This is a genomic window from Paenibacillus sp. FSL E2-0190 (assembly GCF_037992965.1).
Taxonomy (GTDB): domain Bacteria; phylum Bacillota; class Bacilli; order Paenibacillales; family Paenibacillaceae; genus Paenibacillus_AQ; species Paenibacillus_AQ odorifer.
Window position 1 is genome coordinate 3,162,333 of sequence record NZ_CP150306.1, and the last position, 26,716, is coordinate 3,189,048.

20 protein-coding genes are annotated in these 26,716 nt (G+C 41.6%); 17 read left to right on the top strand and 3 right to left on the bottom strand.

Annotated elements, in window-relative coordinates:
- Nucleotides 1-63 precede the first annotated feature (63 nt).
- The 3 genes from NST25_RS13830 (at nt 64) to NST25_RS13840 (ending at nt 5,311) form a co-directional block, all read left to right on the top strand.
- Entirely contained in the window at nt 64-1,749 is a 1,686-nt protein-coding gene (locus NST25_RS13830) for an extracellular solute-binding protein (protein WP_175617374.1), read from the top strand.
- A 171-nt stretch (nt 1,750-1,920) separates the two neighbouring features.
- The gene (locus tag NST25_RS13835; protein WP_076185961.1) at nt 1,921-3,501 is read left to right on the top strand and encodes a response regulator; all 1,581 of its coding nucleotides are present in this window, start codon (nt 1,921-1,923) and stop codon (nt 3,499-3,501) included.
- Between the two features lie 16 nt (nt 3,502-3,517).
- Nucleotides 3,518-5,311, top strand: a complete 1,794-nt coding sequence (locus NST25_RS13840; protein ID WP_076185958.1) for a sensor histidine kinase — start codon at nt 3,518-3,520, stop codon at nt 5,309-5,311.
- Nucleotides 5,312-5,348: 37 nt separating this feature from the next.
- Here the strand turns inward: NST25_RS13840 and NST25_RS13845 are convergent, their stop codons facing one another.
- Nucleotides 5,349-5,555: a DUF1657 domain-containing protein gene (locus tag NST25_RS13845; protein WP_036678243.1), complete on the bottom strand. Its 207-nt coding sequence runs from the start codon at nt 5,553-5,555 to the stop codon at nt 5,349-5,351.
- A gap of 207 nt (nt 5,556-5,762) precedes the next feature.
- Between NST25_RS13845 and NST25_RS13850 the strand changes: the two genes are divergently transcribed.
- The 12 genes from NST25_RS13850 (at nt 5,763) to NST25_RS13905 (ending at nt 22,172) form a co-directional block, all read left to right on the top strand.
- Entirely contained in the window at nt 5,763-6,623 is an 861-nt protein-coding gene (locus NST25_RS13850) for a DUF421 domain-containing protein (protein WP_076129318.1), read from the top strand.
- Nucleotides 6,624-7,482: 859 nt separating this feature from the next.
- Entirely contained in the window at nt 7,483-8,760 is a 1,278-nt protein-coding gene (locus tag NST25_RS13855; protein WP_340012735.1) for a right-handed parallel beta-helix repeat-containing protein, read from the top strand.
- 199 nt (nt 8,761-8,959) lie between these two features.
- Nucleotides 8,960-10,402: a spore germination protein gene (locus NST25_RS13860; protein WP_340012544.1), complete on the top strand. Its 1,443-nt coding sequence runs from the start codon at nt 8,960-8,962 to the stop codon at nt 10,400-10,402.
- Entirely contained in the window at nt 10,399-11,550 is a 1,152-nt protein-coding gene (locus tag NST25_RS13865; RefSeq protein WP_076301985.1) for a Ger(x)C family spore germination protein, read from the top strand. The genes NST25_RS13860 and NST25_RS13865 overlap by 4 nt, the downstream gene beginning before the upstream one ends.
- A 21-nt stretch (nt 11,551-11,571) precedes the next feature.
- A complete protein-coding gene (locus NST25_RS13870; RefSeq protein WP_076185951.1) occupies nt 11,572-12,660 on the top strand; it encodes a GerAB/ArcD/ProY family transporter in 1,089 nt (362 codons plus the stop codon).
- Between the two features lie 131 nt (nt 12,661-12,791).
- A complete protein-coding gene (locus tag NST25_RS13875) occupies nt 12,792-13,769 on the top strand; it encodes a MoxR family ATPase (RefSeq protein WP_076217909.1) in 978 nt (325 codons plus the stop codon).
- 3 nt (nt 13,770-13,772) lie between these two features.
- Nucleotides 13,773-14,861, top strand: coding sequence for a DUF58 domain-containing protein (locus tag NST25_RS13880; RefSeq protein ID WP_076129323.1), 1,089 nt, complete (start codon nt 13,773-13,775; stop codon nt 14,859-14,861).
- On the top strand, nt 14,858-16,186 hold the full coding sequence (locus NST25_RS13885) for a hypothetical protein (protein WP_339282072.1): 1,329 nt from the start codon (nt 14,858-14,860) through the stop codon (nt 16,184-16,186). Before NST25_RS13880 ends, NST25_RS13885 begins: the two co-directional genes overlap by 4 nt.
- 132 nt (nt 16,187-16,318) lie before the next feature.
- Entirely contained in the window at nt 16,319-18,916 is a 2,598-nt protein-coding gene (locus tag NST25_RS13890; RefSeq protein WP_340394218.1) for a hypothetical protein, read from the top strand.
- Nucleotides 18,917-18,955: 39 nt separating this feature from the next.
- A complete protein-coding gene (locus tag NST25_RS13895) occupies nt 18,956-19,675 on the top strand; it encodes an ABC transporter ATP-binding protein (protein WP_076129325.1) in 720 nt (239 codons plus the stop codon).
- Entirely contained in the window at nt 19,665-21,053 is a 1,389-nt protein-coding gene (locus NST25_RS13900) for an ABC transporter permease (RefSeq protein ID WP_179086823.1), read from the top strand. Before NST25_RS13895 ends, NST25_RS13900 begins: the two co-directional genes overlap by 11 nt.
- A gap of 30 nt (nt 21,054-21,083) precedes the next feature.
- Nucleotides 21,084-22,172, top strand: coding sequence for an efflux RND transporter periplasmic adaptor subunit (locus tag NST25_RS13905; protein WP_076129326.1), 1,089 nt, complete (start codon nt 21,084-21,086; stop codon nt 22,170-22,172).
- Between the two features lie 19 nt (nt 22,173-22,191).
- Here NST25_RS13905 and nagZ read toward each other — a convergent pair whose 3' ends face one another.
- Entirely contained in the window at nt 22,192-23,490 is a 1,299-nt protein-coding gene (nagZ, locus tag NST25_RS13910) for a beta-N-acetylhexosaminidase (protein ID WP_340394219.1), read from the bottom strand.
- A 127-nt stretch (nt 23,491-23,617) separates the two neighbouring features.
- Here nagZ and NST25_RS13915 point away from each other — a divergent pair, with 127 nt between their 5' ends.
- On the top strand, nt 23,618-24,121 hold the full coding sequence (locus NST25_RS13915; protein WP_076129328.1) for a ferritin: 504 nt from the start codon (nt 23,618-23,620) through the stop codon (nt 24,119-24,121).
- Nucleotides 24,122-24,158: 37 nt separating this feature from the next.
- On the opposite strand, the gene NST25_RS13920 is transcribed toward NST25_RS13915, so the two are convergent.
- Nucleotides 24,159-25,517, bottom strand: coding sequence for a PQQ-binding-like beta-propeller repeat protein (locus NST25_RS13920; RefSeq protein WP_340394221.1), 1,359 nt, complete (start codon nt 25,515-25,517; stop codon nt 24,159-24,161).
- A 249-nt stretch (nt 25,518-25,766) separates the two neighbouring features.
- Here NST25_RS13920 and NST25_RS13925 point away from each other — a divergent pair, with 249 nt between their 5' ends.
- Nucleotides 25,767-26,636 (top strand): cation diffusion facilitator family transporter, encoded by an 870-nt coding sequence (locus NST25_RS13925; RefSeq protein ID WP_076129330.1) that lies wholly within the window; start codon nt 25,767-25,769, stop codon nt 26,634-26,636.
- Nucleotides 26,637-26,716 lie beyond the last annotated feature (80 nt).

A 26,716-nucleotide genomic window follows, 5' to 3' on the forward strand; every position in this document is an offset into this window, starting at 1 on the left:
ATGAGAATGGGTTTAGAGCGTATTGCTTTGAACATAGATTACAAATTGAAAGGGGAAAATACATTGAAGACTAAGAGAAAGATGCTTCTCGGTATGATGTCTACCTTGCTATTAACGACTTTGGTTGCGGGTTGTGGTGGCAACAATTCAAGCGCTCCGGCGGCAACTGCTGAACCAGAGAAAGAAGGAGGAACAGCGGTCAACACAGCAACTGAAGCTCCTGCGGCTGATTTGTATGAATTAGGGAAAGAACCGCTTGAAGTCTCATTCTACGGAAATTACGGCTGGTATCAAATGCCGAAATGGGGCAAAGATGCTGCTTCTAAATGGATTTTAGATAATCTGAAGATCAATGTCACAGGAATTAGCTCTGGTGGTAATAACGCTCAAAAGCTGCAAACGATGATCGTTGGTAACGAGCTGCCGGATATTGTGTGGACCGAGAAAGGTGCTGACGTAGAACGTCTTCGCCAAGCGGATATGCTAGTTCCTTTGGATGAATATATTGATAAATATCCAAACTTTAAGAAATACTTAACAGCTGGACATTTGGAATTGCTTCGTTCCCCTGATGGGAAGATCTATCAGCTGCCGAATTATTATACAACTCAACCAAACGGAAACGCCGGTTATGCTATTAATAAAAAGATTTACAAAGAGCTTGGTTCTCCTAAGCTAGAAACGACAGATGATTTGTATGCTTATTTAAATGCTGTTAAGGCAAAGTTCCCTGACGTTATTCCGTTCGAGACGGGTTTAGCGAGAGATGGTAACGGAATTGACCAGTTATTCTCCTCTTTTAAAGAGAGTAATCTGTCGTATACTAGAATATACGCCGTACCTGATGGCGATAAAATGGGTTCGATATACAAGGATGAAGGATTCCGTGAGTCAGTTGTATTTGCTGCTAAATTAATGCGTGAGAAGCTAATGACGCAGGATGCGAATACTCAAACAGAAGATCAAATTAGAGAGAAAGCGATGAATGGCAAGTTTGCTGTTATTGCGACTTTTGATCCAATGAAATTGCTCGCCACTGCTGATGAAGAGATGAAGAAGACGGATCCGGAAGCTGGATATATGTTTATTAAACCGATTTACAAAGCTGGTTTGGATCAAAGTAAGATTACTCCAGGAACGTATAATCAGTTAGGTTGGAACGTTGCTACAATCACTAAAAACGCTAAAAATCCAGAGGCTGTATTCGCTATGCTTGACTGGATGACAGGACCAGAAGGTTCTATGGTTCTTAACTGGGGTCCTCCAGGACCAGAAGGGTATTGGGATGGATTTGAAGCAGATGGACTTACTCCTAAATTTAATAAAGATAAATATCTGAATGAGCCAGAAGCTCTGTCCGAAATTAACGGAAAAGCCGGTGACTTGGTATGGGTAGGTAATACTGTTTTCTTGGATAATACAAAGAAAATGATGTTGCAAACCCTTCCAGCTGACAAGATTGACTTTAGTAACCGTTGGCAGATGGAAGTAACTTGGGCTTCGCAAGGTGACTTTACGGAGTTCCTGAATTGGGATCCGGCTCCAGACAGTGAAGAAGGGATTATCAGACAAAGTGTCAGAGATATCTGGTTAACAGCAAGAGCAAAATCGATGTATGCGAAGACTGATGCAGAAGCATTAGCAATTCTTGATAAAGCACATGAAGATTCTATCAAGGTTGGCTATGAGAAATTCCTTGATTATGTAACAAAAGTATGGACAGAAAATAAGAAAGCTTTAGGTAAATAATAATTTGTAATACGAAGGTTTGCTATTTAGCAAGCCTTCGTTTTTACGTCCCATTTCTTGTACTCATTGTTTTATCAGCTGTTAGGGAAGAGAATGAATGGTATACTGAAAAAGATTGGTTAGTAGAATTCAGCTGGTTGGATTAAAACATTTCAAAGGGGGATTGTGTTGATGTACAACGTATTATTAGTAGACGATGAGATGCTTGATCTTGAAGGCATGAGACAATTCATTCCTTGGAATGAACTGGGTATGCAGGTCGTGGAGGCAGCGAATAACGCGTTTACGGCATGCGATATTTTAGAACAGCATGTTATTGATATTATTGTTAGTGATGTGAATATGCCGAATATGTCGGGTCTAGAGCTGGCTCGGATTGCCATAGAGAAAAAAAACGATATACGTGTGATTTTTGTAAGCGGTTACCAGGATTTCAGCTATGTGAAACAGGCGCTTTCACTAAAAGCATATAGCTATGTCCTTAAGCCAATGGATGACAAGGAACTTATTGCTGCACTACAGAAAGTAAAGCAGGATTTAGATGATGAAAGTAAACGGCGTGACGTTGAAGAAGCTTATCAGCATATGATTCCTATGGCCAAAAATGATTTGTTGATCCGCTTATTTGAAGGGGAATGGGAGGGGGACACTCAAGCTGGAATGTTAAAGCTTATGAAGTCCTACGGTCTGGATAAGCTGGAATGGCCTATACGTGTGGCGGTTTTGGAGCTGGATTATTTCAACTGGTTGCAAGAACAGGATAATCTAACTAAACATCTAATGTCCAAGGACTTTCTGTATGAAGTGAATACTATTGCTCAGAAGCACGGTATGCCACATTGCTATAAGGTATCTTCTTATCGAATCGCGTTGTTGATTAACGAACAGGAGATGGAGAAGTTTATTGAAGAAATTTATGAGTCAATTCGCACAAAATTTCCTGTCACTATGACCGTAGGGGTAGGGAAGCCTACATTTGCTATGGACCAGGTCCACACCTCCTATCGGCAAGCTATGGAAGCCGTTGACGGAAAGATGTTTCTCGGCAAGGGCAAACTAATTATGTATGAAACGGTTAGCAGCGAACCTGGAATGATTGATGCCCGTACGTTGGATGCCCGTATGGATACACTTTTTAAAGCGATGAAAGAATATGAGTTAGTCCTTATTTATGACGAGATCGATAAGCTGTTTAAATCCGTGAGTAGTTTAAGATCTAAATTCACGATTCATAATCTAGCCATGTATATTATATGGAAGCTGGATCAGCAGTTGAAAGAGGTTAGTGAGGATTTATTTGAAATCTTAGGTATGGAGTTACATAGTTTAGATATTTTGCTTCAATTCGATACGATCAGTGATATACGCTCTTGGCTTGTACTCAAAACGTTTGAAATATCCGAGTATCTACGCAGTAAAACAGAGTCAGTGAACAATAAACTGATTAGAGAAATTATGCAAATGATGAAGGATAAGATGAGCGAGAATTTTACGTTAAAGGATATTGCACAGCAGTTCTCTTTCTCACCCAACTATTTGGGATATCTATTTAAGGAGGAGACTGGGAAAACGTTCAGCGAAGTACTCATTCAGCTGCGAATGGAACAAGCCGGCAAGCTTTTGAAAGATCCGAAGTGTAAAATCTATGAAATCGCGAGCCAGGTAGGTTACCGTTATCTTCCTTACTTCAGCAGACAATTCAAAGAAGCCTATGGTATGACACCTATGGAATATCGTAAGCGGGAGAAGTGATGGGGGATGATGTTGCATGAAACAACCAAGAAGTAAACATAAGTATGTGCCGATAGGGTATAAATTAATGCTGACGTATATTTTTTTCATTATTATCCCAGTATCTGTGATAGGTTTTGTCTCTCACTCTATGTACAATGATTCATTACGCGAGCATACAAGTTCGAATATTAAAGGTACGTTGTTGCAAATTCGCGATAATATTGATTATAAAATGGGGGAAGTTACCCGGATATCCACGCAATTATATAGTGATTATGATTTCTATCGGAATCTGCGAAGCTATGAAGAAGGCTGGGAGAATTATGACCGGATGTCTATGAAGGTACTTCCAAAGCTGGACGTAGCTATTCAATCAACGGGTATGAGGATTGGGATGTCGCTATTTTTAAAGAATGAATCCATTCCTGAGATCTATTCGAATTCACTAGAGGGCTATCTGGATAATAGTAGCTTCTATCATCTTTACCATATGAACCGGATTGAAGGGAAATCCTGGTATTATGATTTTCCAACCGAGAAATATGCGGAGACTATGAAATGGTGGCAGATTGAGCGCGATGTAGAAAATAATCGTATCTCGTTGCTACGTAGATTAATAGATACATATGATCCTCTTGTACCTAAGGAGATTGGCTTCCTGCGGATTAATGTAGGCATTCCAGATCTGTTCAATAGTGTGAATTATACGAAGATAGGAAAAGGAAGTATTCTAATTTTAAAAAACGAGTTCGGAAGAACGATGTACCAATCGGGAGAACTACCAGAGCACTATTCCAACGAAGCCGAACTTAATAAGGATTACCTGACGATTAGTGAAACAGTTACAGTTTCTAACCAAGCTTGGCAATTAAACGCGCTAGTTCCAATTACGATTCTTGAACAGGATGCAGTGAAGGTACGACTGTTTATTATTTTGATGTGTCTCATCTGTTGTGTAGTTTTTAGTTTTGTCGGCATATTTATATCCCGATATTTTTCAATTCGGATTAATAAGTTCGTGTACGTGCTGAATGCCTATCGGGAAGGTGATCTTCACAAGCGTATTTCCTATCGAGGCAAGGATGAATTCTCTCAGATTGCAACCGCATTAAATGATATGGGCGAAAATATCGATATGTTGATTAAAGAGGTATATTTGACGCAGCTCCAGAAGAAGGAAGCAGAGCTTGAAATTCTGCAATCACAAATCAATCCTCATTTTCTATATAATACGTTGTCATCTATTATTCAATTAGCCAAGTTTGGTCAAAATGAGAAGCTGCAGCAGATGGTGCTGGAATTAGCGAAGTTTTATCGCCTGACGCTTAATGAAGGGCGTACCATGATTCCGGTCCCCACTGAAATTGAGCAGGCAAACGCTTATTTAGAAATTCAGAAAATTAAATACGGTGATCGTCTGGAAGTTATGTTTGATTTTGATACAGAAATCTGGCCTTATGAGACTATAAAACTGATTCTACAACCCTTTATCGAGAACGTGCTGAAGCACGCCTGGTGTGGTGATCACATTCATTTACGCATTGTTGGGCGTAAAGAGGGCAATGATATTCTATTCCGCATCATTGACGATGGAATCGGCATGAGACAGGAACGTATTGATCAAATTTTTGATCCAAAGGGCCACACGAATACAGGTTATGGGGTCCGTAATGTGGATCAGCGGATTAAACTGCAATATGGATCAGAGTACGGCGTAACCATTTTTAGCCGTGTTGGAATTGGCACTTCTGTTCAGATACTAATTCCTGCTAATAAGGGCAAGCGTGGCATTCGTTCGAATGTTGTACATGATGAAAAGGGGTCTTAAAGCTAGTTTTTCTAGCCTAAGACCCCTTTAATTTTAATTAGAATCCTTTATATTGAGGCTCTTCGGACTCCAATTCGGTTACCCGGTTCTCTACTTGAGTTACGATTTGTTGTGTTTGCTCGGCTGCGTTCGTGAACAAGGTTTTTGCACTCTCGTTTTGTGTTTCTAGTGCAAATTGTTCAAGACTGGCTTGAGCACCTTTTAAAGAAGATAAACATGTTTTAACTTGTGAGGCTACTGTCATTGAGTTTCTCTCCTCTGTGTTGGATTATTAGCATGACGAATGCTATTGTCCTCAAATGCTTCTAGCGTTATGCAGGAAAAAAATTCATACTTCTAGTAATAGATGATTTTCCATAAATAAGTAGTGAAATTCCGGATTGAATGCGCCTTTATTGACAAATAATGAGTGTTAGTAAACAAGTTTTGATTCAAAAGGAGGGTAATTGTAATGCCGGAGTGGTTAGAGGTTGTAGTTCGAACGCTCTTTGCTGTGGTTGTACTTTTCTTTTTAACAAAATTACTGGGAAAGAGACAAGTATCGCAGCTCTCGTTCTTCGAGTATATTACGGGGATAACCGTCGGCAGCTTAGCCGCTTACATTTCTTTGGATACGGATAAGTTATGGCATTTAGGGCTCATTGCACTGATTGTATGGGTGGCTTGTTCTTTAGGGATCGAATACCTTCAGATGAAGAGTAAAAAAGCAAGAGACTTTATTGATTTCAAGTCCACCGTACTAATTAAGGACGGAAAAATACTCGAAGATCATATGAAAAAAGAACGTTTAACCACAGATGAACTGCTGGAGGAATTACGCAAAAAAGACGTTTTCAATATATCGGAAGTGGAATTTGCGATTATGGAATCTGATGGAGCCATAAATGTTTTACTCAAGAGTGAATATCAGCCGGTAACCCCTAAGCAATTGGGTATAAAGGTTGCCCCGGAGAAAGAGTCGCAAGTTGTCATTATGGATGGTAAAGTGCTCGACAAACCATTAGACACCCTAAACCTGACGCGAAGCTGGCTGGATGGAGCCCTTGAGAAAATGGGTTTTACGGTTGAGAATGTTTTTCTTGGACAAGTTGATTCTTATGGTGAGCTGACTGTCGATTTGTATGCAGATAACTTTAAAGTCCCACAGCCGCAGGATAAGCCTCAATTATATGCTTTGCTGAAAAAGTGTGAAGCTGATTTAGAGATGTTCAGTTTATCAACAGATAACGAAAAAGCTAAAAAAATGTATGAACAATGTTCGGAGCAATTGCAGGCTTCACTGAAGGTTTTGAAACCGTTAATTCAAAGCTAAGGGTAAAGATAAAGGCACTCTCGAGTAAGATCGAGGGTGTTTTTTATATTAATTTAAATAAATGTAATAATATGGGCATAAAGTAGCTGTACAACTTCGAAATATTAATTATAGTTGAGATTAGGCTGGAGTTATAGATGACACAAGATTGGAGGAATGCCTTCGCTTTTTATTTACATCAGAAAACAAGGAGGAAGATGTTCACGTGAAACTAAAAGGAAGATTTTCATTCGGAATTATGGTTGCGCTTACAACTTCGCTGGTTCTAGGTAATTTGGCATGGAGTAACCCTACCGCTCAGGCAGCAAATATCTTCAGTAATGATTTTGAGAATGGAAGTGCCGACAATTGGATGAGTACAACAGGAACTTGGTCTGTAGTTGAAGAAGGTGGCAATCATGTGTATTACCAATCCAGTCAAAACGAAGGACGTTCGTTCTCCGGTAGCAACACGTGGACAGATTACAGCGTTCAAGCTGATGTGAAGATTGATGATTTCAATGGGACTAATCGAACTTATGTGTGCGGGCGCTATGTTGACGGAAATAACTATTATGCTGCATCTCTGTCTAACAGTAATGGTGGGACGCTTGAAATACGAAAAAAAGTGAATGGTTCAAGTTCAACACTGGCTAGTAAAACTGATTTTCCTATAACTACAGGGACTGCCTATACAGTTAGGCTAGAGCTTAGTGGAGATTCGCTTAAAATGTATGTTAATGATGTTTTACAGCTAAATGCACACGATAACATTTTGACAGCAGGAGGTATAGGACTTGTAGCTTATAAGACAGCAGCGAAGTTCGACAATATCAATGTCTCCGATATCACCACGGGCACTCCGACACCAACGCCTACTATAGCTCCAACAATTGCACCAACGGTAGCTCCTACGGCTACTCCAACAGCAAGCGCAACCCCCACTGCGACAGTAGCTCCAACCGTCACACCAACAGCAACACCAGTTGCAGGCTCTATTTATGTAGCTCCAAATGGTCTGGACAGCAACGCAGGAACAATTGGTAGTCCAACCACACTGGCCTCAGCGATTACGAAGGTAGCCCCCGGGGAAACCATCTATATGCGTGGAGGGGTTTACACGTATTCTTCAACAATAATTGTTGGACAAGATAATAGCGGAAGCTCTAACTTACGAAAGAACATCACTGCATATGGGACTGAGAAGCCTATATTGGATTTTTACGCTCAGCCATTTGACCCAGCTCAACGTGGTTTGCAGATATACGGTAACTACTGGAAGGTAAAAGGATTAGAGATAAGAGGCTCAGGAGACAATGGGATCTTTATTGGCGGGAACTATAACATTATTGAGAATGTTGAAACCCACCATAATCGGGATTCGGGACTGCAAATCAGCCGTTATGCTTCATCACTGACCAGCATGAGTCAATGGCCGAGCTATAATCAGATCATTGGAGTGTATTCTCATGATAATTATGATCCGGATAACGGGGAAGACGCTGATGGTTTTGCTGCTAAGCTGACCATAGGTCCTGGTAACGTATTCGATAAATGTATAGCTGCATGGAATACAGATGACGGCTGGGATCTTTACAGTAAATCAGAAACAGGCCCCATCGGAGTGGTGACGATCAAGAATAGTATCTCCTATAAGAACGGACAGACCTCAGATGGAAATTCAACGGCAAACAGTGATGGGAATGGATTCAAACTAGGTGGTGAAAAAATTGCAGTAAACCACATTGTGCTGAATAGCATAGCGTTTCAAAATAAAAAACACGGATTCACTTACAATAGTAATCCAGGTTCCATTCAGTTAACAAATAATACTTCTTGGAGTAACGGACAGAGTAACTTTGCTTTTGATGCCGGTACTCACCAATTTACGAACAACTTGTCTTTTGCTGGAGGATCGAGTGACAAAACAAGTGGAACCGATATTCTAAGTACTAATGTGTGGTGGAAAAGTAATGCAAGTACCAATGCCAAGGGTTTGGTGGCCAGTGCCGCTGATTTTGTAAGTCTTACACCTTCAGTGGTGCGAAATGCAGATGGTTCTTTTAGTCTGGGCAGTTTCCTCAAATTAACTGGGGGTAGCGATCTAATCGGAACTGGAACACCTAGCGGAACTAATATTGGTGCAACTTTTCCGTGATTTGAAAGCTAGGGGTATGAGCTCCTTATTTAATTGACTCTGTAGGATTAGATAGGTCATTTTATTCGATATTTTGATGGGCATGAGTCCGGTACTATACCGGATTTGTGCCTATTTGGTTTGTTTTAAGTATAAACCTTCCATCACGTTGGCAAACTAAGCCAGATTAACAAGTCACAATTTTGGAGGTAGTCTGCAGATGTCTGGAATTATTGAAACAATAAAAGAACAACTGGAAGGATCTAGTGATGCAGTTTTTCAAAACATTCGCCTTCATGGGCATTCCTGTGACTTGATCTATATCCCATTCATCGTAAATTCCCTGAGTCTTCATAAAGATATTGCATTGCCGCTAAAAAATGAAGCAAATTCAGAGCACAAATGGCCGGATTTTTTAGAACGACTGGATCGAGGAGCTGTTTTTCCCATCCCGTATCTTAAGGAGTTTGACATAAACAAGGCTGTGGATTTGATTGTCGCTGGAAAAGTAGTGCTTTATTTTGAAGAGCTTCCTTATGTTTATTATTTTGAGATCACGCAATATCAGAAAAGATCGGTTACGGAATCACAAAATGAACTTGTGGTGATTGGACCACAAGAAGCATTTATTGAAGATATTGAAACAAATCTGTCCCTGCTCCGACACAAAATTAAACATCCGGATCTAAAGACTATTCATTATACGATTGGTAAATATACAAAAACTGATGTGTATGTTGTATATATTGAAGGACTTTATAAAAAAGAAGTTCTTACTGAAATTGAAAAGCAACTAAATGAAATAGATATTGATGGCATATTGGGCATTAGTTATATATCGGAACAATTACGGAAGGGGAACTTGACACCATTTCCGGTATTTCAATATACAGAACGTCCCGACTCGGTGGCAGCTTCTTTAATGGAAGGCCGGATCGGAATATTACAGGATGGCACACCCACTGCAATGATTGCACCTACCTCTTTTTTTACAATGCTACAATCCTCTGAGGATTATTATCAAAGCTTCTATGCCGCAAGCTGGATTCGAATGGTTCGATTTGTGTTCTCCATCCTATCGATGATTCTTCCATCGCTTTATGTTGCGATTACAACCTTTCATCCTCAGATCATTCCCTCAAACCTGTTAATTACGATAGCATCTGCCAGAGAGAACATTCCTTTCTCAGCATTGACTGAGGCTTTGATTATGGAGCTTACCTTCGAAGCCCTTAGAGAAGCTGGAACCCGAATACCAAAGCCTGTGGGCCAGACCGTTTCTATTATTGGGGGTATAGTCATCGGTCAGGCTGCGGTACAAGCGGGAATTGTATCCGCTCCAATGGTTATTGTTGTTTCCATTACCGGAATTGCCACCTACATTATTCCCCATTATGAGCTCGGTCTGACTTTTCGCTTACTTCGTTTCCCTTTATTGATTATGGGGGGAACAATGGGATTGCTCGGGGTATATATTACAGCTTTTTTGATTTACGGACATTTAGCTAATCTTAGACCGTTAGGCTCACCGTATTTACAACCCGTTGCCCCTTTGGTGTTAGAAGATTGGAAGGACACATTATCTCGCTTTCCCTCTAACTATATGAAGAAACGCAGCAAACTTTATAGCAACAGGAATCTAAGGAGACAGAATCAAAAATGAGAACTCTAAAGATAGGAGTTGTTATACTTCTACTCCTAAATTTAACAGGCTGTTGGTCTTCAAAGGTGGAACTGGACGAATTAACCTTTGTGTACGGCTTATTTATAGATGTAGGCAAAGAAGCAGGCACCGTTGAAATTACGATTAACTCTCCTTTGCCCAATCGTCTCAACTCGGGAAGCCAGCCCTCAAGTGGTGGCGGTGATGGGAATAGTTATTCTACAGTTTCTAAGACCGCAGATACGATCGCAGACGCCATGTTACTAGTTCAGAAAGATCTGACACGTCAACTTAGTCTTTCCCAATTGAAAATAATTGTCTTAGGGAAAGCTTATGCAGAACAAGGGATTGGTGAACTCCTATTATGGATTAGAAGAGAGCCAAGTCTCCCCCTTGGAACCTATGTCATGGCTAGTCCCGGCAGTGCAAAAGAGATGAATACATTAACACCTATCTATGAACAATTGCCTTCTGATGTACTGAGGAGCTTTGGAACAGAAAAATACATGTTTTCGACTACAATTAAGGACTGCATATTCGCTGAGGCTTCGGGCGTTGGATTTGCTATAAATAATCTTTCATTTGGCAAAAAAGAAGAAACTACAAAAGAAGGCAAACCACAATATTGGGCAGGCATTCAAGGAGCTATGTTGTTTCAGAATGAGAAAATGAAGGGAATACTAAAGCTTAAAGAGGGGAGGGCATTGGCATGGGCCGCAGGCAAGCTTAAGCTGTCGGTTTATTCTGTTACCTGGGATGGTGGAGAAAGTGCAGCAAGTGTTGTATTTGTTAGCACCAAATCTTCGAAAAAAGTAAAAATAACGGATAAGGGTCCAGTTTTTACAGTGAAATTAAAGGGAAAAGCTAGTGTGATTTATTTAAGGGATCCTAAGAAAAGAAATCTAGAGGAGATCAGTAATATCATTACAGAGAAACTAAGCGATAAAGTAACTGCTAATCTGACCGAAGCTATACGTTTATCCCAGCAAGCAGGTGCGGATGTTCTACAGCTCGGCATGTTGCTGGAATGGAATGATCCGAAACTTTGGAAGCAATTAAGAGAACGTTGGGATAATTACTACGCTCATGAGGCAGATATTAAGGTGAAGACGGACTTTCGGATTGTGGATTTTGGGACAGCAAAATAAAGAACTGAGGAAGGAGAAGTTATGCGTACAACAAAGTGGCAGCTGTTCCGGTTTATCACCATTTTTTTTAGCTCACAAACCACCATTTTTTTGATACCAGCTATTATTGCTACTTCCTCTTATCAAGGCTGGATTGCATTAATCGTTGGCTCCTTATTAGGATTGATATTATTGTGGTTTACAATCTATGTTGGTAAGCTGCGACCTAATCAAGCTTGGGTTCACTTTGGAAAAGAGATCATTGGCAAATGGCCACATAAATTTATGATTCTGCTCCTACTATGCTGGTGTGTTTATTATGTTTCTTTCGATATAGAGAATTTCGTACTATTTTTCGGCTCGAATTATTTAAGAGGAACTCCACCTCTATTTATCCAGTGTGTCGTTGGTCTCGTAATCATGTACACGGCAAGTCTAGGATTTGCAACAATTACATATATGGCCGATGGATTATTTATTATTTTCTTTATTACCGTGATCATATTATTTAATTTATTCCTTCCAAACGCGGACTTTAATATGGTACCTGCTTTCTTTCATTATCATGATCCTGGAATCGCCCTGAAAGATTCTATTGTGGTCATGTCATGGTTTGGAGAATGGATTGTGCTTTTGTTCATTGCACCTGATTTAAAAATTGAAGCGAAAATGATGAAAAGATTAGTATTTGCGCAGTTCTATGTTTCAATTACGGTCTTAATAGGATGGTTATTGACAATGATGAGTTTTGGTCCACATTTAGGCCAGCAACTCCAATATCCTTTTCTTGAGATGGTGCGTAGTTCAAAAGAAGATAATTTATTAGGTAATACTGACCCGCTTTTGATTGGAATATGGTCGTCTTCGATGTTTATTCACAGCGCTTTCCTTATCTATGTAGCTTCAAAATGTGTAGCAAGTTTGTTTAATACTAATAGTAAAAAATTTTACGTTCCCCTTTTAACACTGGCTTCAGTGACAATAGCATACTTATATTCACGCGACGTCGGCAGATATTACGAACACTACAAAAGCTTTGCCATTGTGATCATTTGGCTAATCGTTGAAAGCATACCCATCTATTATGGGATTGTAGCCTTTTTTCGATATCGGCATAAGACTGCGAAATGAAAATCGAATGGAAGACGGGTGCTGTCTAATTACGGACAGTGCTTTTTTTGTGAATTATAAATCGGGTACGCTTTCTGTTATGATTAAAGCACTTATTACATAATTATCCTCAGATTGGATGGTGTATTCACATGAATCTTCAAGAAGTAACTGAACTTATCAAATCTATTAGGGCCAATCTTGCCAAAGTCATTGTAGGAAAAGAGGAGGGAGTAGACCTGCTGCTGACCGCATTACTTGCGAATGGACATGTCTTGCTGGAAGATGTACCTGGTACGGGTAAAACCTTGCTGGCAAAGGTTCTTGCCAAATCATTGGATTGTTCATTTAAGCGCATACAATTTACGCCGGATTTATTGCCTTCCGATTTAAGCGGGATCAACTATTACAATCAGAAGACGGGAGAGTTTCAGTTCAGACCAGGTCCGGTATTTGCTAATATACTGCTGGCTGACGAAATTAATCGTGCAACACCTAGAACCCAATCCAGCCTACTGGAGTGTATGGAGGAACGGCAAATTACTATCGATGGGGTAACGCACGGATTAGAAGCACCGTTTCTTGTCATTGCTACTCAGAATCCGATAGACAACCAAGGGACCTTCCCACTGCCTGAGGCTCAATTAGATCGATTTTTGATGCGGATTACTACGGGTTATCCTACCTTTGATGAAGGGATACATATTTTGCAGCGTTTTCGTGAGAATAATCCGCTCGAAGAGTCTTTTCCTGTAGCAACGGCACAAGATATTCAAGCCGCACAGCGTTTAGCCGCATCGGTAAGTATCAGTGATGATTTATTAGGTTATATCGTACGGATAACGGAAGCTACACGCAAATCTACGGCAGTAAAACTGGGTGCGAGTCCACGTGCCAGTGGCGCGTTGCTTAGATCAGCTCAGGGATATGCACTTATTCAAGGCAGATCCTATGTAACACCGGATGATATCAAAGCCGTGGCTGTTTCCGTGCTTGCACATCGTCTGCTGCTTCATCGGGGATTAGGCTCAAGAGAGGGACAAGCCGCGGATATTGTATTGCAAGTGCTTCGTGAAGTTGAGGTGCCTGCTGAACCCGTGACGTCCTTAAGAGGCGGAAAGGTGGAATGACCTATGGCTTTGCCTTGGTTCATTTTCATTACAGTGGCGTTGGTGTTACTTCTTGCTGACATTTATAAACGGAATGGTCTGAAAGCGCTTAGTTATTCTCGTTATTTTTCAAGTAAGACTGCTTATGAAGGAGAACGTATTGAGATGATCGAGGAGATCATTAATGCGAAGCTTCTTCCTTTGCCGTGGCTCCGATTGGAGTCTAGTATTGCGAGAGGTCTGGAATTTGGAAGTCAGGATAATCTTGGGATTAGTACAGGAGAAATCTCTCAGAATCATATTAGTTTATTCTATTTAAAATCTTATCGTCATATTAAAAGACGGCATCAAGTGACATGTGAGCGTCGTGGTTTATATCGTTTAGAATCCGTGACTATGACAACGGGAGATCCATTTGGTTTGACTCGAAAAAACAAAACATATCCACTCGAGTTAGAGTTGTTGATCTATCCCGTTCTGCTGAATCTAGACGAGCTTCCATTGCCCATTCATAGCTGGCTGGGTGAGCTTCCTGTGAAAAGATGGATCGTTGAAGACCCTTTTCTGACTGCTGGCATTCGTGAATATAGCTCAGGAGATTCTATGGGATTGGTAAACTGGAAGGCTACAGCACGTACTGGTGTTATGCAGGTTCATAAAAAAGATTACACGGCTGATTCCCGGCTCGTCATCTGTCTGAATATAGAGGACAGTGATTCCATGTGGAGAACGGTGACTGATGTGGAACGAATCGAGCAAGGAATAAGATATGCAGCGACTATAGCTGAATACGCAATGCAGCATGGAATTGAGACCGGATTAATCTGTAATGGCAGATTGGACGATGCTGGCGAAAGAGATCCAATTGAAGCAGAGCCGATGGCTCAGCTCGAAGATATGTTAGAGCTCCTGGCAAGGCTGAAGCTGGATAGAACACTTCCTATGAGTCGACTATTGGAATTGCAGGTTGAGAGTGGAATTAGTGACACAGACTTTCTAATCATAAGCTGCCATAGGGGAGCAGAATTGCAAAAGGCGACGGATCTCCTAATGCAGCAAGGCAATGGTGTGGAATGGCTGGATATTCCGGAACAAGGGAGAGAGAGCGCATGAAGCTTACGTTGTCTGGCTATGTAAGGGAAACAGTGAAACTCTGGTTGTGGTCTATTATTGAATTGTTGCTATTTCTACCGGTTTGGGTTCTATTTCAGATTTATTTGTTGCCCCAACAAGATGAACAAATATGGTTGATTGCGCTGCCTATACTAGCTTTAGCAGGCATTCTTTTGCGCAATTTTTGCAATGTAAGATGGAAGCAATTACTTGCCGCCTTAATCCTCGGGGCATTATTAGGTGTGGCTTCAGGGAGTTTATCCATCGAAAGCCTTCCCTTAGGTGTGGCTGGAATTATATGTACATTCTTAGGGATGACGGTAGACTCTAGAAATAATAGATTCAGAATGTTTTGGATAGGTATAATAATCTATTTTGTGGCAACTATAGCGTTTCATAGAGTTCCTGAATTGGAGCCAAGTGTGCCGTTATTGACCTGGTGTGGCAGTCTGTATTTAATACTGACTTTACTTATTTCTAATAGCAGCTATATACGATACAGCGCACTTACTGAAGAGAATGAAACGCTGCCCAAAGGGATACAACGGAATAATCGTATATATGTCATTGTGATTGGAGTTATTGCAGCTGTACTAGCGGCAGGTGTCGGTAAAGCTATAGGATCATTGGTATGGAGACTCTTACGCTCATTTTTCAATTTTATTAATCAGTTATTTTCTGGCACAAAAGAACCAGAGCCTCCGCCAGCAGAATTGCCGCCAGCAACTCCGATGTTACCACCAATTGGCGAGCAAAAGCGTGGCTGGCTAGCTATTATACTAGAATACGGGTTTTATATTTTGGCGGCGGTATTATTGGGATTTGCAGCCTATTATGCACTTCGCTGGTTGTACAGAAATGCTGGAGAAAAGTGGCGGAAAGTCATAGATGCATTGTTATCGATGTTACGTAGGGAACATACCCCTAAGAATAATACAGCATATCTTGACGAGGAGAAAAGCGTCTTTACTTGGGAACAAACCGTTCGAGGGTTAAAGGATTTCTGGAGCTCTCGTCTTCCTTCAAAACATCGTAAGGATCGCTGGGATCAGATGAATGGCGAGCAGGAACGTGTCCGTTGGCTTTATCGGCGGTGGCTTAATATAAAGCGCGATAACGGTTATGAAATGAAAAGTTATCTTACGCCGCAGGAAACAAAAAGGGATGTTTTGCTATGGGGAGATCGTAGCAAGCATAAACGTAAGGGTGATGATGATTCTTTAGCAGCAGATCAATTGATTGAAATATATGAAAAAGTTAGATACGGAGAAGACGAGCCTGCCGCTTCTGATATAGCAGCTTTGAAAAATCAACTGAAATTATAGAATCATTTTCAGAATATATGCAAATTGGAACAAATAGGTTACAAAAGACCTGTAAGAGTTACAACATGGATACAATTGGATCTGTGCTAACCACTATAATAATTCTAGTAAAATACTCGTGGAGGGAAGTCAATGAGAAAGCATAGCAGTACATATGTTGTTTTACTCTTAAGCACCTTTGTCATAAGCCAGTTGACAGGGCATCCCGCTTCGGCTGCAGCAGTTAGTTCTGTTCAGCCAAAATCGGCGGTAGCTGCTGCAACTGTAACAGCTCCTAGTAATCTGGGTTCCGTTTCTTTAGGAGCTAATATCAAAGCTACACTGGAAGATGTGAATATTTGGTCACAGCCTGGAGGCAATATTTTAACTTATACAATTAACTATTCGAATGGCAGCAACAAAAGTGCTAGCCTACTGTATTATTTTTCGAGAGTTATGACCTCTGGCGGCTCTGTTATTCCAGGGAATCCACTAAGTGCGGACGCTACTAAGAAAAAAGTGGGTTCTAACGAAAGCTTGCGCGTTACATATTATGTTAATGTTGGCCAGGTAAATTCGTTAAAAGGTATCAAGATTCCAATGTACGTTTGGGATTCCAAAACCAAGGGGTATCTCAAGCAAGTAGGAACTTTTAATATACCCGCCAACTATTCGCCAACCGCTGTAAACGGAAAAAATGTAAGCACTACAATGAATGACATTCCGGTTATTGCTAAAAGTGAATCCTTGGAGCTCTACAAATACAGCGGAAAGGTTTATGCCAAGGTGGGCATAAGCTTGACCAATAAAGGCAGCAAAGTATTAAGTGATCCTGGTTACGCAGCATATTTGGTCTCGGCAGGGGGAAGCTCGTATGAATTAGCCCTTGACCGTTCTCAGCTTAGTTATAAAATTCAGCCCCAAGAGAAAAAAACCATTTATTATCTTACAGAAATTCCTTCGTATATGAAGACGGAGAATATGAAACTGCAATTCACCCAAAAGGATGAGGCGCTGAAGCTGGAGATTGCCAAATCCTCGTACAAGCTGCCTGCGGCTACTACACCAAATCTGGTAGTTGGCAAAGGTGTAATCAAGAAAATTGCCATCAATAACAATACGGTTGAAACCCAATTAAATAACGCAACCGTATACGCAGAGAACAATAAGGGATTCTGGACTTTTCAGCTGCGAGTGAAGAATACAGGAAAGACAGCCGTTACGTTACCTTCTTATGAGCTTGCTGTCAAATCCTCAACGGGGACAACCTTTCCGATCAATTCTAAGGGCTTGAGCGGATTAACCATAAAACCGCTGGAGGAAAAAATCATCCCGCTTACCGCACAGGTACCCCTTGAGGTAGAACAGAATTCACTGCAATTGCAGATGATTGAGGCTGTTTCTGCTCCAGATAATAGTGAAACGGGAACTACTGGAGAAGGTGCAGCAACTGGAAGCACTGGTGGAACCAATGTCGCTACGAGCAACACAGCTAAACTAACGGTTCCGGTTGCTTACTTTACGATCTCCTATACCTTGCGTCCTGAGATACAGAAAGGTATGGAATATAGAGCAACAAATGAATATGGGACGTTTACTTATAGTTTAGTTTCCTTGCAGCGCTTTCCATGGAAAGACGATGATATCGTTGTTGCCAGATTAAATATTACGAATACCCAATCGGTTGCCTTGTCTCTGCCGGAATTAAAGGGAGCTGTTCAGGTAGACAATGAGGACATGTCATCTTCAACGGAATTGTTTATGGATAAGGAAACTTCAACGATTGGGCCCGGAAAAAACGCTGAAATCTATGTGTTTGCCAAAATTCCTTATACACAAGAGTTCGATAAATTAAAATTAAATCTTTATTCTATGGTAAAAGAAGAGAAAAGCTCGTTCCTGTCAGTTACGACGAACAGCATGATGAACGCTGTAGCCTCTATTGAAACTGGAGGAAGTTATGTTATCTCTGGTAAAGGCAAAAACGCAAAAGTGCAAGAGAACAAAACCATTATTTATGAAGGACTTAACTCCAATCTCGTATACACAGAGCTGCTTCTGAGCAGTGAAGAGAAAAGACAAAGCAAAATGGCTCGCCTCCAAGCTTATTACAAAACGGGAGATGGTCAGCTATTCGAAGCTACAGCCAATCAGCCGGATACGTCTGCTACTCCAGGCGGTAAGCAATTAATCACCTTTTGGGCTAAGGTTCCCAAGGCTGTTAATGCTTCTGATGTAAGCCTGTTCCTTGGGCCAGGGATTACTGGGAATAAGCTGACGGAACCCGGTCAGGAATCCACTGGATTTATTAATATGGCTTCACTGTCATTAAATCCGGTCATCACACCACCAGAGAAGAACTTGACGAAGGTGGCTATTTATCCGTATACCATGTCCGTTCTAAGTTCGGAAGGGCGCTCACTACAAGGCAGTGACTCTATAAATATAGTTATGAATTACAATCTTCTTCGTGACAGCAGCTATGATATGGGAACCTTCACGCATAAGCTGGTCCTCAAAATGACGGATCCATATGGTCTATCTCAGGAACGAAGCTTGAACATTGGCACCGATATTCTTGAAGGGACCAACAACTCGTATACAGCAAGCTTTAGCAATAATATGTATAAGAATTTGTCAGGAGGAACCTACCGGATCACGCTGTACGATGAATTCCAAGGCGAACGGATCGAGCTGGCTAGTCAAGCTTATAACATCAAGATTGATAGAGCAGTTGTAACTGAGAAATAGCATTTCATATCTATTATTGTACGAAGAGGAGCAGCTCCAATGTTGCGAGTGGAAAATGTAACGCATTCTTATAAAAACGGTAATGAAACTACAGCAGTGCTTCATCAAATTGACTTTTCTGTGAAAGAGGGGGAGATGGTAGCACTGCTGGGGAGCTCGGGTTCCGGTAAGTCAACGATGCTCAATCTGATGGCAGGACTAATGAAACCTACGGAAGGCCATATTTATATTGCCGATCAAGATATCGTGAAGATGAGTGAGAATAAGCTATCGGAATTTCGCAGAAAAAATATCGGGTTTATCTTTCAAGCTTATGAGCTGATTACTAGCATGACAGTCCGTGAAAATGTAGAGCTGCCGCTGGTTTTTCAATCCGTTGCACCCTCTATACGTAAACAAAAAGCTTTAGAATTGTTGGAAGGAGTCGGCATTCCTGATAAAGCCGACTTGTTCCCTTCCCAGCTGTCTGGCGGACAGCAGCAGCGTGTTAGTATTGCACGCTCCTTGATTACGGAACCATCTGTTATCTTTGCAGATGAACCAACCGGAAACCTAGATTCGAAGACAGAAGAAGAAATTATCAATATCCTGCTTAACCTGAACAAGAAGATGAAGACCACCTTCATAGTTGTAACTCACGAGCTAAAAGTCGCGGAGCAAATGCAGCGGATATTCACGCTTCGGGACGGATATATGATTACTGAAAACCAAACTTCTTCGAATACTGAACTCGAAGGGGGTATACTCATTGAGGATTAGTGATATTTCCCGCTTGGCTTGGGAACAGGTTAAACGGCGGAAAGTTGTCACAGGTCTTTGTATGGCTGGCATATCCATTGGATGTGCTGCAATCATAGTTGCATTAAGTATAGGAGACTCCGCACAGAGCTACACGGAGCGGGAAATCAACCGCAATTTCAAAATGGATGAAATTACGGTGTCTCCCAACGGAGGTATACCCTCCCAAGGAGGAGGCAGCGGTGGCAGCGGATCGTCTGCGGCCAATGAAAAGCTTGATCCCGGCAGGCTGACAGCACAAAAGCTGGAGATTATTAAAGGCTTGCGGCATGTAACTGCAGCAGCTCCCTTTCAAGAGCTAGGGTACATACAGATGTTGACTATCGATAATAAAATAACAGATGTACAGCTTATTGGAACGGATCTACGCTTGTTAACGAAATATGATAAGAAATTCAAACAAGGCGGAGCTTCTGATTTGGTAGGAATGGCTGTACTGAACTATGGTGCAACCGTTGGACTGATTGATAACGAAACTCGGCAGCGTCTTTTTGAACAACTGAGTACAGATCCATATAACAATAAGTTGATGGAACAGTACAACAGCTTAAGCATGCTTCCAACAGATATGTACAAGCAACAGGTTCAATTACAGTCTTTTGATCCCGCCTCTCAAACCGGAGGGATGTTAGTTAGCTCACCGATTCAAGTTGTGGGAATCCTCGACAACCCGAGTGGAACGAACGAGGATATGGCTATGTACGACAAGAAGATCTATGTGTCACTAGAGACTGGCGAGCGGCTTGTAGAACAAATGAAGCTATCGAGTGGAACCGCTGGGCAAAAGGGTGTCTATAACTCAGCGATTGTAAAGGTAGACAGCACTGAGAATATCGTGGAACTAGAGAAGCTTATTCAGAAACTTACCTTAACAACAAGCACAAATTTGTATCAAAAAGAGGCACTCGCTGATACCTTCAGCATGGTTAAGAAAGCAGCTCTCGGTATAGGTGTATTTATTCTGATTATTGCTTCGATCTCCATTATCGTTGCGATGACTATGTCCACTCATCAACGACGACGGCAGATCGGTATTATGAAAGTGTTGGGCGCCAATATGGGCCAGATCCGCAATATGTTCATTACAGAAGCGGCATTGCTCGGGATGTTGGGCGGATTGCTCGGCATAGCCTTTTCATACTTGATTGTATTAGGAATTAATAAGCTCATCGGTAACTCTTCAGGAATGGGTGGAGGCGAGCCTTTGGTGATTTATATTCCTCTGATGACTCTTCCGGTAGGGATCGCATTTGCGGTAATGACAGGGGTATTATCGGGTATTTATCCGGCGATCAGTGCATCCAGAACGAATGCACTCACGGCGATTAAACGGGATTAGCTATTTTTAAGTTGAAAGGAAGCCAAAGTGATGAAGAGGAGAATCAAGTGGATTGTATTGGTACTGATTATAATTGCAGCAGGTTATTTTCTATATAGTAAGATGTATAAGCCTGAAGCGCAGTTAGAGCCTGTTGAACCCCCACAAGCCATAACTTTTGAGGTCACACAGGAGACCATTACCAATTCCATACAGGTTAAAGGTAATTCTAATTATGAGAAAGAAACGCTTGTTTATGCTCCATATGCTTCAAAGGTGACAAAGTGGAAGGTTGAGAACGGTGGACAGGTCAAAAAAGGTGATTTACTGTTTACTCTCGATCAGGAAGCCTTGAAGAATGAGATTGCTACACAAGAGGCGACCATCCGTAAAGCAAAGCTGGAAGCAGAGCTGAATGCATTTGTGAGCCAGCAAGACGAAGAGAATGCAGCCCTTGGTGCAACTGAAGCAGAACGGATTAAAGCACTCACAGCCCAAGAAGCAACACGGCTAGGGGACGAGCTTAATCAGGTCAATGCCGAAATACAAGCACGCGAATTAACAGAGAAAAAAGCCAAACTCAAAACAGCACTTTATTATGCTCCGGCAACCGGCATTTTCTTATTTGACAGTGCAAGCGAAATTCCGCAAACAGTGACAGATAATCAATATATCGGAAAAATAGTAGATATGAACAAGCTAGAATTCATTGCTCTTGTAGGTGAACAAGACGTCTTCCGTATAAAGACAGGCATGAAGGTCGACGTAAAAATGACAGCTATAAAAGATTTGAAGTTATCTGGAGAAGTTACGAAGGTAGCGAAATTTGCAAAGACAGCTTCAGGTCAGAATGCTACTGCCAGTTCGGTTCCTCAATTCGAAGTGGTTATCACGCTGCAGCCTGACGAGCATTTGATCGGTGGCTTAAGCTTAAACGGAGAAATTGAAACAGTTCGCAAAGAAAATGCCACCGTTGTATCCAGCATAGCTGTAATGCATGAAGGAGACCTCTCCTACGTTATGCTGGATAAAGGGGACGGGCAATATGAACGAAAAGACATCGAAGTGGGTCTGGAAACTACGGACAAAACAGAGGTTCTCTCTGGGTTGAAGGTTGGAGATGTTGTTGTTCTTCAGTAACAATGACTAACGCTTAGATTTACTTCTCAATCGTTTGACGCCAAACGTTAATATCTTTATTAAGATCGGTAAGATCAGGAACCGGGATTTGCTCATCGGAAAGGTTATATTTGGCTTTTAAGGCTAAGATCCGATAGACGCTTTCATCAATCCGTGTTTCTTGAATCTTACCGTTTTTTACGTTTTGCAGGAGGGAGTCCATGACCCGTTTTTCATTATCATAGCCGTGAGCGACAAGGAGAATATCACTACCTGCATTCACAGTATCTACTGCTGCTGTAGTCAGATCGTAGTTCTTCATAATGGCTCCCATGGTTAGATCGTCTGTAATTACGATTCCTTGGTAGCCCATTTCATCTCGAAGCTGTTCACCAATAATGGTACGCGATAAGGATGCGGGTTTGTCTGGATCTAATTTTGGAAACAAAATATGAGCGACCATTACGGCGTCCGTCCCCTCTTTAATGGCTGCTTGGAAGGGGAGCCATTCTAAGTCAGCTAGCTGACCGGCTGTTTTGTTCACAATCGGCAGATCCAGATGGGAGTCGACAGAAGTATCTCCGTGTCCTGGGAAATGCTTGACAACAGGAACGACGCCTTCGCTCTCAATTCCCTTCATTTCGGCAATCCCTAGTTGAATGACTTGGTCAGCAGCATTGCCGAACGACCGGTCTCCGATGACTGGATTGTCTGGATTGCTATTGATATCGAGAACGGGAGCAAAGTTCATATTAAATCCGGCTGAACGTACTTCTCTTGCGAGCAGCTTTCCCATTTTCTCGGCAGCAGCAGCGTCATTACTTGCACCCACTGTTCCGTTAGAAGGGAATGTAGCATATTCTTTAGGCATCCGGCTGACTTTTCCACCCTCCTGATCAACACTCATGAATAGTGGGGCAGGGTTGCCAGTGTTACTCTTTTTCATAGAATTGATAAGACTGATCATCCCTTTCAGGCTATTAATATTGTCCTTATAGAGGATGATTCCACCTATTTTGTCTTCGGTAATCATCTTTTTAGCTTGCTCATCAAGGACAGTTCCATCAATTCCAACTAGGAGCATTTGTCCGATTTTTTCTTCCAAAGTCATCTCAGCAACCTGAAGAGCAATTGGATCGCTGACTGCTGAGGGGGTGGGAGCCAAGCTGGTGGTTGGTGCAGGTGTGGATTGGGAGGTCGGTGAATCGGTAGCTTCGGACTGTGAATTACTGCTGCTATTAGAACAGCCAGCAATGAGGAACAGTGACACCATAGCTGCAATAATGAAGAGTGTACCGGAAATCTTAGGCTTTAGGCTGTGACGGGTGAATCTAATCATCTGAATAGTCGTCCTTTCGTTAGCTAAATTAGATATTGGGAGAGGAATCCTTGCTGACTTAGAAGCACGGTGATAAGATAAACTTAAATATTTACATATTAAATTTGAATAATGAGGTGACGGTCCAATGAAAGATGGATTAGTACAAGCACTTAATGAACAGATGAATTTCGAGTTTTATTCCGCTCATGTTTATCTAGCGATGGCTGCTTATTGTTCCGGCGAAAGTCTGGATGGATTTGCAAACTTTTTTCTAATTCAAGCCGAAGAAGAACGGTTCCATGCCATGAAGATTTATAAATTCCTTAACGACCGGGATAACCGTGCTACGCTAGAAGCACTGCCAGAGCCGAAGAACGAATATAACTCGATGTTAGATGCTTTTGAACATGCCTTCGCGCATGAACAGCAGAACACTAAACGGTTCTATCATTTGGCTGACCTTGCTCTGGATGAGCGTGAACATGCGACGATTTATTTCTTGAAATGGTTTATAGACGAGCAAGTAGAAGAAGAAGCACTCTTTAGCAACATCATCAGTAAACTGAAACGAATTGAAAAAGATAGCAACGCCTTCTACATGCTGGATGCCGAGTTTGCTGCACGTACTTTTACAGCTCCGGCTGAATAAGTTATTGAAGCCCAAAAGCCTGAGAAATCAGGCTTTTTTATTTTATAGATGTAGGAAGTTTAATCGCGAGCAGCTTATTATCCGTCCGAATCATCAGCATCCCTCCAGTTTTAAGGGAAGGGGCAAAGTTACGAGAGCCTGTGTTCACAGTGAAAATAGGCTTTAGAGTTAACATGTCATAAGCGTGAAATAGGCCATCAGATTGTCCACTATAAACCACGTTTCCGAACAGATCCGTCTGTACCACTGGATTCTCTCCAATATTGAGGTCGACAAGCTGGCCGGTTCCTAGCTTCAGTGCGGATAAAGTACCTTTATCTTGATTTTGAAATAACATTCTTTGTTGATAAACTTGGTTCAATGGAGAGTCTTTTTCTTTAACCATCGAGGCCCAGGTTTGCACCGGTTTACCCTCTGCAGAATAATTCCAGAAATCATATTTCACAAACTTACTGCCCTGAAAGATATAAAAGTCCTTTCCATCCAAAAACGCGTTTCCATTCATCCCATTATAACTGTACACACCATCTTTATTCTCGGTATCTGTCCATTTATATAAACGTTCTCCTTTTAATTCACCTGTCTTTATGTTGAACACGGATACTTTGACTTTTCGATTTACCGGGTCATCATCCATCATAAATGTATTCGTGATAGAGTAGAGGAGCCCATCCTTCACTGCTAACGGCATCCACTGCCGGGTCTGGTCCCATAGTTTTTTTCCTGTCAGACTGTCATAAGCGGCGAGTCCAGCAGTTGTTAAGGCCCCTTGAGACAGATAGCTGCGAATAACGACCCCATCTGATTCCATGACCTCTGATAAGCCTGTAAAGTTATTGCTTTTCTCTACAGCCTTCCATTTGATCTTTCCGGTTACGGTGTCAACTGCTGCTAATTGTTCCTCTTGAGTAACATAAATAGTAGATCCTAAACGCTGTATATTTGTAGCTTTGGGGAGTGTTATGGAAGCTGACCATGCTTTTTTACCTGCCTCATTAACGGCATATAGGGAGCCGCTTTGGGTCAGACCGTAGATAAATCCATTGCTGTACGTGAATAGCGGCGCTAATCCACTTCCGAACTCCCATAATTTTTTGCCTGTTGCCGCATTCATTGCGGTTAATTTTTCATTGCGCTGCAATGCAAAGATCTTCCCGTTTTCCGCGAGTGCTGTAATGTCCTGTCCGGTGATTCTGTCTTTTTTTAAAATGGCGAGTTGTGCTGACCAAACAGGTTTTAGGATCGGGGCTGTGACTTCACTGTAATAAGTGTTACTTAGGCTTACAATTGCTTTTTCTGCAGAAATGACTGACATTGATCCACTGTTTGTTATTGGAATTAAAATACTCCCTATAGCTAAACATGTAACAATTTTCTTCGGCAAAGACTGAATCATCACTCCACGCTCCTTTGAATTAGTCATTACTATAATTAGACAATAAAAATAGCAAAAAGTTACTATTCCAGAAGAATGGAAGCAAAGTTGAACGGGGGCAAACTATGTTGCGTCCTGCAAAACAGTTATGACCTTGCAACTCTATTTGACAGAGGGAACTATTGCGCCCCGTAGCAACACTGTTTCTCTAGACCCACCCGATTCTCAAAGTGTAGTATAGAACAATACTATTCTTTGGGGGTTCTTTTTTTGGAAACTTATAACGACATTAAACAAGGCGAAAAAGGAGCTTGGCTAAGCATCGTTGCTTATATCTTTTTATCAGCTATCAAGCTGTTCATAGGTACGGTCTCAGGATCTCAAGCGTTGCTTGCAGATGGATTGAATAACAGTACAGATATTATTGCTTCTATCGCGGTACTAATTGGCCTGAAGATTTCCAGAAGACCGCCGGATTCGAACCACAGCTACGGGCATTTTAGAGCGGAGACCGTGGCTTCATTAATTGCTTCATTCATTATGATTGCGGTAGGGCTTCAAGTTTTGTACCAAGCTGTGAACAAATTTATTCAACCAGCACTGGAAAGTCCTGATCTCATAGCGGCGTGGACGGCAGTGGGCTGTGCTGTAGTTATGATGGCTGTCTATATGTATAATATTAGGCTGGCCCGTGCCATTAACAGTAACGCAATGCGGGCAGTAGCACTGGATAATCGATCAGATGCTATAGTTAGCGTGGGCGCTTTTATCGGAATTGTGGCTTCCTCCTTGGGCGTTCCTTGGCTTGACCCGCTTACAGCCATCATTGTCGGACTAATCATCTGTAAGACGGCATGGGATATCTTTAGCAAAGCTACGCATGATCTGACGGACGGATTTGATGCGGAAGAGCTTGAACATATGAAAGAAACTGTAGCAGAAATTGATGGTGTACAATCCATAAAAGATATCAAAGCCCGTATCCATGGGAATAACGTATTAGTAGACACAACTGTGCTAGTGGATTCTCAGCTAAGTGTAGTGCAGAGTCATGATATTACGGAAGAAATTGAAGAACAGTTAAAAGACCGGCACCAAGTTTCCAATGTACTTGTACATATCGAACCGGTGATGAAGTAGAGATTTATCAATAGGTGCCATATGTACAGCTAATGGTTGAATATAAGCACCTGTGATGTTGTTAATAGTTCTTTTGTGGA

Coding starts and splice junctions, on each gene's coding strand:
- NST25_RS13835 (WP_076185961.1), top strand. CDS start 1,921: ATGTACAACGTATTATTAGTAGACGATGAGATGCTTGATCTTGAAGGC.
- NST25_RS13840 (WP_076185958.1), top strand. CDS start 3,518: ATGAAACAACCAAGAAGTAAACATAAGTATGTGCCGATAGGGTATAAA.
- NST25_RS13845 (WP_036678243.1), bottom strand. CDS start 5,555: ATGACAGTAGCCTCACAAGTTAAAACATGTTTATCTTCTTTAAAAGGT.
- NST25_RS13850 (WP_076129318.1), top strand. CDS start 5,763: ATGCCGGAGTGGTTAGAGGTTGTAGTTCGAACGCTCTTTGCTGTGGTT.
- NST25_RS13860 (WP_340012544.1), top strand. CDS start 8,960: ATGTCTGGAATTATTGAAACAATAAAAGAACAACTGGAAGGATCTAGT.
- NST25_RS13865 (WP_076301985.1), top strand. CDS start 10,399: ATGAGAACTCTAAAGATAGGAGTTGTTATACTTCTACTCCTAAATTTA.
- NST25_RS13870 (WP_076185951.1), top strand. CDS start 11,572: ATGCGTACAACAAAGTGGCAGCTGTTCCGGTTTATCACCATTTTTTTT.
- NST25_RS13875 (WP_076217909.1), top strand. CDS start 12,792: ATGAATCTTCAAGAAGTAACTGAACTTATCAAATCTATTAGGGCCAAT.
- NST25_RS13880 (WP_076129323.1), top strand. CDS start 13,773: ATGGCTTTGCCTTGGTTCATTTTCATTACAGTGGCGTTGGTGTTACTT.
- NST25_RS13885 (WP_339282072.1), top strand. CDS start 14,858: ATGAAGCTTACGTTGTCTGGCTATGTAAGGGAAACAGTGAAACTCTGG.
- NST25_RS13890 (WP_340394218.1), top strand. CDS start 16,319: ATGAGAAAGCATAGCAGTACATATGTTGTTTTACTCTTAAGCACCTTT.
- NST25_RS13895 (WP_076129325.1), top strand. CDS start 18,956: ATGTTGCGAGTGGAAAATGTAACGCATTCTTATAAAAACGGTAATGAA.
- NST25_RS13905 (WP_076129326.1), top strand. CDS start 21,084: ATGAAGAGGAGAATCAAGTGGATTGTATTGGTACTGATTATAATTGCA.
- nagZ (WP_340394219.1), bottom strand. CDS start 23,490: ATGATTAGATTCACCCGTCACAGCCTAAAGCCTAAGATTTCCGGTACA.
- NST25_RS13915 (WP_076129328.1), top strand. CDS start 23,618: ATGAAAGATGGATTAGTACAAGCACTTAATGAACAGATGAATTTCGAG.
- NST25_RS13920 (WP_340394221.1), bottom strand. CDS start 25,517: ATGATTCAGTCTTTGCCGAAGAAAATTGTTACATGTTTAGCTATAGGG.